The sequence below is a fragment of the Rubrimonas sp. genome, assembly GCF_036788415.1.
Taxonomy (GTDB): domain Bacteria; phylum Pseudomonadota; class Alphaproteobacteria; order Rhodobacterales; family Rhodobacteraceae; genus Rubrimonas.
Map to the genome: position 1 here is coordinate 1 of NZ_DAIQNN010000100.1, position 9,050 is coordinate 9,050.

At 67.8% G+C, this 9,050-nt stretch carries 6 protein-coding genes and 3 pseudogenes; 2 read left to right on the forward strand and 7 right to left on the reverse strand.

Translation table 11 applies throughout. From position 1 onward, the window contains the following. Together V7Q31_RS15565 and V7Q31_RS15570 are read left to right on the forward strand one after the other, a co-directional pair. On the forward strand, positions 1-611 hold a 611-nt coding region (locus V7Q31_RS15565; protein ID WP_333834781.1), incomplete at its 5' end, for a cupin domain-containing protein. 91 nt (positions 612-702) lie between these two features. Beyond that, entirely contained in the window at positions 703-2,508 is a 1,806-nt protein-coding gene (locus V7Q31_RS15570; RefSeq protein ID WP_333834782.1) for an ABC transporter ATP-binding protein, read from the forward strand. Between the two features lie 286 nt (positions 2,509-2,794). Here the strand turns inward: V7Q31_RS15570 and V7Q31_RS15580 are convergent. The 7 genes and pseudogenes from V7Q31_RS15580 to V7Q31_RS15610 form a co-directional block, all read right to left on the reverse strand. Next, positions 2,795-3,019 (reverse strand): annotated as a pseudogene (locus tag V7Q31_RS15580) (transposase); the annotation flags it as partial. 42 nt (positions 3,020-3,061) lie between these two features. Then, on the reverse strand, positions 3,062-5,218 hold the full coding sequence (locus V7Q31_RS15585; RefSeq protein WP_333834783.1) for a GumC family protein: 2,157 nt from the start codon (positions 5,216-5,218) through the stop codon (positions 3,062-3,064). A 345-nt stretch (positions 5,219-5,563) separates the two neighbouring features. Further along, positions 5,564-5,815: pseudogene (locus tag V7Q31_RS15590) on the reverse strand (IS5/IS1182 family transposase); the annotation flags it as partial. A 76-nt stretch (positions 5,816-5,891) separates the two neighbouring features. Further along, on the reverse strand, positions 5,892-6,800 hold the full coding sequence (locus V7Q31_RS15595) for a glycosyltransferase (protein WP_333834784.1): 909 nt from the start codon (positions 6,798-6,800) through the stop codon (positions 5,892-5,894). A gap of 336 nt (positions 6,801-7,136) precedes the next feature. Continuing rightward, positions 7,137-7,301 (reverse strand): annotated as a pseudogene (locus V7Q31_RS15600) (IS3 family transposase); the annotation flags it as partial. 555 nt (positions 7,302-7,856) lie between these two features. Next, positions 7,857-8,165 carry a hypothetical protein gene (locus V7Q31_RS15605; protein WP_333834785.1) on the reverse strand — a complete coding sequence of 103 codons (309 nt, stop codon included), beginning with the start codon at positions 8,163-8,165 and terminating at the stop codon, positions 7,857-7,859. Between the two features lie 41 nt (positions 8,166-8,206). Next, a partial coding sequence (locus tag V7Q31_RS15610; protein ID WP_333834786.1) for an exopolysaccharide biosynthesis polyprenyl glycosylphosphotransferase occupies positions 8,207-9,050 on the reverse strand: 844 nt, incomplete at its 5' end.

Here is a 9,050-nt window from a genome sequence, read left to right on the forward strand (position 1 = left end):
CCTGGTCCGACATCGGCGACTGGCGCGAAATCTGGAACCAGTCGCCCAAGGACGCGGCCGGCAACGCGCTCGAGGGCGCGGCGGTGGCGCGCGACGCCTCGGGCAATTACGTCCGCGCCGACGGACGGCTGGTCTGCGCGCTCGGCGTGGAGGGGCTCGCCATCGTCGACACGCCCGATGCGGTGCTGGTGGCGCCGCTCGCGCGCGCGCAGGAGGTGAAGGGCCTCGTCGCCGCGCTCGCCGCCGAAGGCCGGCGCGAGGCGACCGAGCCCGCGCGCGTGCACCGGCCCTGGGGCTGGTACCAGACCATGGATCTCGGCGAGCGGTTCCGCGTCAAGCGCATCCAGGTCGCGCCCGGCAAGAAGCTCTCGCTGCAGAAGCATCACCACCGCGCCGAGCACTGGGTGGTGGTGCGGGGCACGGCGGAAGTCACCCGCGACGACGAGACGCTGCTGGTGCGCGAGAACGAATCGGTCTATCTCCCACTCGGCTGCGTGCACCGGCTCGCCAATCCGGGCCGCATTCCGGTCGAGATCATCGAGGTCCAGACTGGGGCCTATCTCGAAGAGGACGACATCGTGCGCCTCCAGGACGATTTCGGTCGCGGATGAACCGCGCCGTCGCCACCCTCCCGCGCGTCGTCCACCGCCGTCTGGCGCGCGCATCCCAAACGAAGCGGCGCGCGGCGCCGGGAGCCTGACGATGATCGAGACCTATCGCGCGATCTTCGACCTGCTGGACCGCCGCGAGAGACGCCGCTTCGTACTGGTGATGGCGCTGATCCTCGTGATGGGCGTGGTCGAGGCCGCCGGCGTCGCCTCGATCCTGCCTTTCCTCGCGGTGCTCGCGAATCCCTCTGTGATCGAGACAAACGCACTGCTCGCGCGCGCTTACGCGCTCGGCGGCTTCGAGAGCGTCGAGCGCTTCCTGATGGCGCTCGGCATGCTCGTCTTCGTGATCGTGCTCGGCACGCAGGGCGTGCGCGCGCTGACGCTCTTCGCCGTCGTGCGCTACGCGCAAATGCGCAACTTCAGCTTCAGCCGACGACTGCTCAGCGGCTATCTCGCGCAGCCCTACGCGTGGTTCCTTAACCGGCACACCGCAGAGCTCGGCAAGACCGTGCTCTCTGAGGTCGACCTGGTCGTCGGCGGCGCGGTGCTGCCGGCGATGCGCATCGTCGCCTACGGCGTGGTGACGCTGTGCCTGACCGCACTCATCTTCATCGCCGACCCGGTTGTGGCGCTGAGCGCCGCGGGGCTGATCGGCGGGGCCTATTTCGCGATCTTCTCGATCGTGCGCCGGGTCCTGAACCGGCTCGGTGAGGAGCGCGTGGTCGCGAATCGCTCGCGGTTCAAGATGGCCAGCGAGTCTTTGGGCGGCATAAAGGACGTGAAGGTACTCGGGCTCGAGTCCGTCTACGCCGAGCGATTCCGCGCGCCGGCCCGCCGATTCGCCCTGACGCTTGCGCTCGGCGCGGTGATCGGCGAGCTACCCCGACACGTGATGGAGGCGCTGCTCTTCGGCGCGATGATCCTGCTGATCCTCGCGATGATGGCGACTCGACCGGGCGGCTTCCAGGAGATCCTGCCGCTGCTCGGGCTCTACGCCTTCGCCGGGGCGCGGCTCTTCCCGGCGATGCAACAACTCTATTACTCGACCACGCTGTTGCGCTTCAACCGACCGGCGCTGATGTCGCTGCATGCCGACATGATGGCGGTGACGAACGTTGCGCCTCCGCCGGTTCCGGTCGCGCCACTGCCGCTTGAGAAGCTGCTCGAACTTCGCGGCGTCGTCTACGCCTATCCGAACACGACGAGAAAGGCGCTCGACGGGTTCGACCTCGCGATCCGTGCGCGCACCACTATCGGGCTCGTCGGCGGCAGCGGCGCGGGCAAGACCACCGCCGTCGATGTGCTCCTCGGGCTCCTGCCGCCGCAGGAAGGCCGCATGCTGGTCGACGGCGTCGAGATCGGTCCCAACAATGTCGCCGCCTGGCGACGCTCGGTCGGCTATGTGCCGCAGCAGATCTTCCTGACCGACGACACGGTCGCTGCGAACATCGCCTTCGGCGTCCCGCCCGAGGCGATCGACATGGCGGCGCTTGAGCGCGCGGCGCGCATAGCCGAACTGCACGACTTCGTCACGGGCTCGATGTCGGAGGGCTACGCGACCTTGGTCGGCGAGCGCGGCGTGCGGCTCTCGGGCGGACAGCGCCAGCGCATCGGCATCGCCCGCGCGCTCTACCACGATCCGAGCGTGCTGATCATGGACGAGGCGACCTCGGCGCTCGACACGCTGACCGAGCGGGCGGTGATGGACGCCGTCCACAACATCGGCCACGCCAAGACGATCGTGCTGATCGCCCATCGGCTCAGCACCGTGCGCGCCTGCGACATGATCTTCCTGCTCGAGAACGGCCGCGTCGCCGCGCAGGGAACCTATGACGAGCTGGTGCAGCGCTCCGAACGCTTCCGCGCGATGGCGGGCGCGGGCGAGACCGGGCAGTGAGAGCGACGCCGCAGACGCGCCCGCACCGGGCGCGCGGCTCAGCCGGCGAGCTACGTCAGATGCCGACCCTAGCCGGTCTCGAGCAGCGGCGCCGCCAGACACTGAACCGCCCCGGCTTTACCGGAGGGCGATCGCTTCAACGGTCGGGCGGCTTGGTCGATGGCGCTGCGATCGGGGTGGTCGGCCTCCTCGGCTTCGGCAGGCGGGATGTAGCCGATGGGGGCGAGCAGGCGGCGGTTGCCGCACCAGTCTATCCGTTTCAGCGTCCGCCACTCGACGTCGCGCAGAGGCCGCCGTCTCGCCAGACATAGAAGTAGCGCTGGACGATCGAGGCCGGTGGGAAGTCCTTCGGCGGCATCCGCCACTGGCAGCCGGTCGACGCGAGGTGCGGGATCGCGTTCGCCACCTCGCGCAGGTCGACCTCTCGCGGGCGTCCGACGCGCATGATCGCGCCGGGCGGCGTCGGTCCCGGGAATGTGCGGCTCCGTCGAGCTTCGCAACCCGACGGAATCACAAGCCCTTGACGCCGCTCAGCTCTCTCCCGGCCAGGCTCTCAGGCCGTCCTCGGGCGCGTTCCGTAACGCTGGATGCTTCTGCGGACCATCGACGAGCCCCAATACTCGTAACGCGACATGACCGCGAGATTGGCCCGGGTCATCACCAGGACGACGGTCGACGCGCCCGCGCGGTGCAACTCGTCGACGGCCTCCTGCACGGCGCCCACGGGCGTCCGCTCCCATGCGAAGACCAGCACGACCGCGTCGACCGACCGCGCCAGTTCGAGCGCGTCGGCCGCGACGAGCACCGGAGGCGCGCTGATCGCTACAGCGTCGTAGCGTCCGTGAAGCGCGGCGATCGTCGCCGCCGCGTCCTGACCCTGACGCGCACCCGCGAAAGCCTCTTCGCCGCGATAAACCATGTCCACGCCGGCAGGCGTGGGCGTGGCGGGCCCTTCCTTTCCCGAGCTGAGACGCTGGAAAGGCGACACCCGGCCCGGATCAACGTCGAACACGACCGTGCGCCGGCCCTGGTTTGCGAAACCGACCGCGAGGCGCAGACAGACATCCTCGGCTTGCTCGTCGGCGAGGCACGACACGACGAGGAAGGTCTTCGGTCCGTCCCCATCCTCGTCGAAAGGCGGACGCAGAGCGGAGATGATCCGTCGCGCCGCCTGCGTCGCTTCTAGGCGAGGCTCGATCCAGCGCTTCGCCGCGGGGCGGGTATCCTTCGGAAACACCGCGATCACCGGATAACCGGTTCTCTGCGACGCCGCGCTCGGCGTCTTGAAGACGTCGCGCCTTGCGTCGCGCATCAGAACGCCCACCGTCGCGAGCGCCCCGCCCAAAACGATGGCGATGGCCGTGAGCAACGTGCGCTTCGGCGCGGCCGGACTGTCGGGCTCATCGGCGTAGGAGATGATGCGCCCGTCGGGCTGCTGGAAGTCGCCGAGCTCCCGCGCCTCGGTCAGCCGCAGGAGGAAGCGCTCGTAGACCGCCTGGTTTGCGCCGAGGTCGCGCTCAAGTGTGGCGATCTGGGCCATCGCGCTGAACTGCGAGTCGGTGTCGAACTCGATCTCGATGAGGCGCTGGGTCAGATCTTCGCGCTTCTGCTCGGCGATCTGGGCGAGGGCTCGAAGTCCGATGGAGATCTCCCGCGCCTCGTTCCGGATCGCGTCCTCGATTATGGCCAGCGAGCCGTCGATCCGGCGCATCTCGGCTAAGCCCCCGTTCGCCTCGCCGACCGTCTGGCGCTGCGCGAGGGCGTCGTCGCGTCGCCGGACGAGGGCGTTCAGCTTTTCCGACGTCGCGATCAGGTTCGCGGCGGCGAAATTGTTCTGGGCGACGAGTTTGTTGAACTGCTCCGCCCGCGACACGGTCTGGTTCGCCTCGATCGTGGCGCGCACGAGTTCCGCGTTGATCTGGGCGACCTGCTCGTCGAGCGTGCTCGGGGACAGCAGGCCCTCCGCGCTCAGCTCCACGCGGCGCGCCTGAAGGCGGTTCTGGACCTCCTCGGTCTTCTCGCGCAGCTCCTGTTCGCGTCTGGCGAGCCAAGCCGTCGCGCGGTCGTTCTCCGCCCGTTTCTGAGCGACCTGCGCATCCAGATATTCGCCAGCCACGGCGTTCGCGATGGCGGCGGCGAGCTGCGGGTCCCGAGCCATCGCAGTCACCGTGACGATGAGCGACAGCCCATTCTGCTCGGCTGTGACGTTTTCGGCGAGATTGGCTGCGGCGACCAGAACAGGGTCGGGCTCCGGTCCCTCGGCGCTGCCGCGGCCCATCAGCGCTCCGATAGCGCCACGCAAACCCGAGATCAGGCCGCCCTGCGGCTCCAGCGCCGGGTTGAATTCGGGAATGGCGGCGAGGTCGAGTTTCTCCGACACGCGCCGCAGGATAGGCGCCGATCTGATGATCTGGATTTCGCTGAGGATGCGGGGGTCGTTGAACACCGCGTCAGCGACGACGTTGTCGATGTTGATCACCTCCCCCAGGCTGGCGCCGAGAAGTATCTGGGTCTGCGCGCGGTATTGCGAGGGTGTCTGCACCAGCATGATCGCCGCAAGCACCCCCGACAGCAGGGCCAGCGCCGCGATGACGAATTTGTTTCGCCAAACGGTCACTGCGAGCGCGCCGAAATCCAGCAGAGACAGCGCGGGCTCACGGATGCCCTCGCTTCCCAAGGCGGGAGACAGAGGGGAAGATAATCTTTTCATGGCGTTAACTCACGCTCTGCAACGGCGGATACATTCGCCGCGACCGCTGTGCGTCTATATCACCGCCCGAGCTAAGTCGCCATGCTGGAGTTCCTTTCGCCACGATCGAGCGGCGGAAGACGCTTCCGGGGGGCATGTTCCAACCGGTTCTCCAATCGCTTGTTCTCTACCGCGCGGCTGAAGAATTCGATCGGCGGGAGCGTTTTCCCGTTGGGCGGCGGCTGTCCCAGCGGCCACCCCTTGACGTGGCGGCGGCCCCGCCCCTTTCTCAGGCCGCCAGCGAATTGGGCGACCAAGCGAAATTGTTGGCCGCTACAGCGAGAGTGAAGCGGGCGCGGACGCGGTCATCTGCTCCATCAACTGCCTTTCGAAGCGCGCCGAGAACAGGATCTGGATCAGGCTGGCGCGCATCAGCCGCCCGGTCGGGATCACGGGGCGACTCTCGGACGCGCAGAGCCGGGCGACCTCGGCGTCGAGGCTGACCAGCGCGTCGTTGACGATCCGTTTCACCTGCCGCAGCGGGTGATGCGCCGGGATGCGATCCTCGATGTCGACATGGCTGAACGGCGACCCGCTGATCTTGTCCGTCCCGCGCATTGTCTTCCCCCACAGCCGCTCCAGGGGGAAGCTCGTTCTTCAAACCGCGTCGAGGGCCGGGCGCTTCAGCGGCCTGCTAGACGTACCGTCTCATGCGAAAACGCTGGCTCATGCCCAGCACGAAGCCCACGCCGTGGGCGATGTCGCAGAGGCTGTCGACCAGGCCGGGGCCGCCTGGCACGACCGCCATAGGAAGCGTGACGAGCCCGCGGAGGCAATAGCGCGCGCCCCGGTAGGCGCAAACGAGAACCGCCCTCTCGGGGCTGCGGCTACCGCGCACGATGGCATAGCCGGTGGTTCCAAGGCGCCATGCCCGCATCACCGTCCAGCGGATCGACAGCCGCTCGGGCGTGACCGGCTCGCGCACGATCGCCTCCGACGCCCAGACGATGACGCCGCCGCGAGCGTGGAAGCGCAGGAAGAACTCCTTGTCGCTGCCGCCGGAAGTGAACGCCTCATTGAAGCGCAGACCATGGCTCGTCACGAAGCGCGTGGCGAAGATCACGTTGTTGGAAGCGGCCCAGTCGACGCGCGCGCGCGGCGGCTCGCGACGCGCCTGATAGATCCGGGCCCGGCTCAGCCAGGGCGGGGCGTCTTCCGAGAACACCGGGAGCTGCGGCCCTGCGACGGCGTCCGCCCCGCTTTCCCGCAGCGCGGCGACGATCTCAAGAAGCCAGTCCGGATCAGGGGCGGCATCATCGTCGATGAAGGCGAGGTGGTCGAAGCCGTGCGCGGCGGCGTGGTCGAGGGCGCGATTGCGGCCGAAGGGAATGCCGCGCCGCGCCTCGGCGATCACTGTCGTCGGCGTGCGGAGCGTCGCAGCGACGTTTCTCACCGTCACGTCCGGCTCGCGAACGCCGTTGTGCACGATGACAAGGGCGAGAGACACGCCCGCAACCGGCTCGAGCCTGTCGACGGCCTTGACGCAGGTCTTCAGAGTCTCGCTGCGCGCGCCCGTGGTCAGAACGGCAAGACAGACCCTCATGACGCCAACTCACACTGCATCGTTAAAGATGTCGCCGTTGGACAGGAGCGTTGGATCGAGCAGTCCGCTCAACCTATGCATGTATCTAAGGGACCTCCCACGGCAGTCAACCGCGGCTCTCTGCGCGATCTGGTCCCCGACGATCACATTCTCGCGCGCATCGACGGGTTTCTCGACCTCAGCTGGCAGCATGACGAGGTGGCGGAGGCCTATGCGCCCGATCATGTGCTTTGTGGCGATCAAGACCATAGTGACCCAAGGCCGAGCGACGGCGTTTAGAACACGCCAACGCCTGGTCCGCCAGCACGCGCGGCTCATCAACGCGGCTCGCGGGGGCAGGCGCTCGGTGTGGCGGATGGAGAGGCGCCGGGACCCGCGGTCGCCGTGATGGATCAGCCCGACGCCCTTCGCAGGTCTGCGGGCGTGCGGCGCCTGCTCCATCGCGTCGAGCACGAAGCTCGTCTCGGCGGCGCGCGACATACGCCAGCCGACGATGGGACGGACGACGCCGATCCCTTCGCAGCCCAGCCGCCGCCGAATCTTGCGAACCCCGTAGACGCCGAATTCCTCCGCCCAGACGCGGGGGGTCTCTCCACGGAGAACGGCGTCGCAGCGCATGGCGGCGGCGCTTTCGCGGGATCGGCGCGGCGGTCGCCTCGATCGCCACGGGGGTCGCGGGGCGCAGCCCGCGCAGGAAGTCGCCGCACTGGCGGGCGCGCGCAGCTCGCGACGCCCGCGCCATGTTCGCGCGCGAGATTCATGCCGTCGATCAGAATGCGCACGCGCCGCTCCCTCGTCCTCGCCGGCGCTTCCTTTCGCAGCTCGTCGCCGACGTGGCAAGCGCGCGGCGGTTGGCGCCGCCCGCACCTGACGCTCAGGCGTCGGTCCCGAAGATGCGCGTGGCGCGGAGGCCGGACGTCCTGATCCAAATCGTCGTAGGCTTGCCGGGTCAGTTCACGGGCTGATGCGCGCAAGCCATGGCGAGTTTCCTGCGACGCCCCGGCGTCGCGACGGGCGTGGCCGGCGTAGGCCGACTCGAGGAGGCGGGTCGGGCGGTCAGCCGCCGGCGCGCGCCCGTTCGGCGGTCGGCGACGGCGCGTCTTCGAGGCGGTCGATCTCGAACGGGTCGTGGATCGCATGGGCCACGGGACCCTCGGCGGTCCGACATTCGAGCAGTTCGTCCGGCGCGCGATAAAGATCGCGCAGACCGGGAAGCGTGGCGAGCGCGAAGACGATCACGGGGCCGCCGAGCCAGAAGGCGAGGACCGGCGCGAGCGCGCCGTCGGCGCTGAACGCGATCGCGGCTGCGGCGGCTGCCGACAGGGCATAGCTCGTGAGGAGAAGTTTCAGCGGCGCCATGTTCATGGGCAGACTGTGCCGCTGAAAGCGTCACCAAAAGGTAAACCTCAATAGGCGGATTTCTGGAAGAAGACCACGAGCGCCGTCATCACGAGGATCCTCAGGTCGAGAAACAGCGACCAATTCTCCGCGTAGTAGATGTCGTGCTGGATGCGCGCCTCCATCAGCTCGAGCGCCTCGGTCTCGCCGCGCAGGCCGTTCACCTGCGCCCAGCCGGTGATGCCGGGCTTGACGCGGTGGCGCGCGAAGTAGCCGCGGATCTGCGCGCCGTACTCCTCGTTGTGGCTGAGCGCATGCGGGCGCGGGCCCACCAGCGACATGGTTCCGTCGAGCACGTTCAGCAGCTGCGGCAACTCGTCGAGGCTCGTGGCCCGGATGAAGCGCCCGACCCGCGTGACGCGAGGGTCGCCCTTCGTCGCCTGCTTGACCACTGTCTCAGGCGTTTCGCGGTGGTACATCGAACGGAACTTGTAGATCGAGAACGGCTTGTTGTTAAAGCCAAGCCTTTGTTGCATGAAAAAAACGGGCCCAGGAGAGTCAATCTTGATAGCGATTGCGATAAAAATCAGAAAAGGCGCAAGCAAAAGCAGTATCAAGCTCGTCAGGATGTAATCTTCGAGGGTCTTGAGCGCATAGCTCCAGCCTGAGATGGGCTTCTGGACCACCTCGAACATCGGCAAAGAGGAGAATTGCGCGGCGACAGGGCGGAAAGCGAGTTCGTAACCGATGAGATCGGAGCTGAGATAGACGTTGACGGGCAGCTCCTTGAGCTTCTCGATCGTCGCCGTGACGTTGCGATTGGCGTTCCACGGCATGGCCACGACGACGTCGTCGATCTTCTGGCGGCGCGCATAGGAGAGCAGGTCGTCGAGCCCGCCGAGCACCGGCTGA

Excerpts from the sequence above, each read along its gene's own strand:
- V7Q31_RS15570 (WP_333834782.1), top strand. The coding sequence starts at position 703 with ATGATCGAGACCTATCGCGCGATCTTCGACCTGCTGGACCGCCGCGAG.
- V7Q31_RS15595 (WP_333834784.1), bottom strand. The coding sequence starts at position 6,800 with ATGAGGGTCTGTCTTGCCGTTCTGACCACGGGCGCGCGCAGCGAGACT.
- V7Q31_RS15585 (WP_333834783.1), bottom strand. The coding sequence starts at position 5,218 with ATGAAAAGATTATCTTCCCCTCTGTCTCCCGCCTTGGGAAGCGAGGGC.
- V7Q31_RS15605 (WP_333834785.1), bottom strand. The coding sequence starts at position 8,165 with ATGAACATGGCGCCGCTGAAACTTCTCCTCACGAGCTATGCCCTGTCG.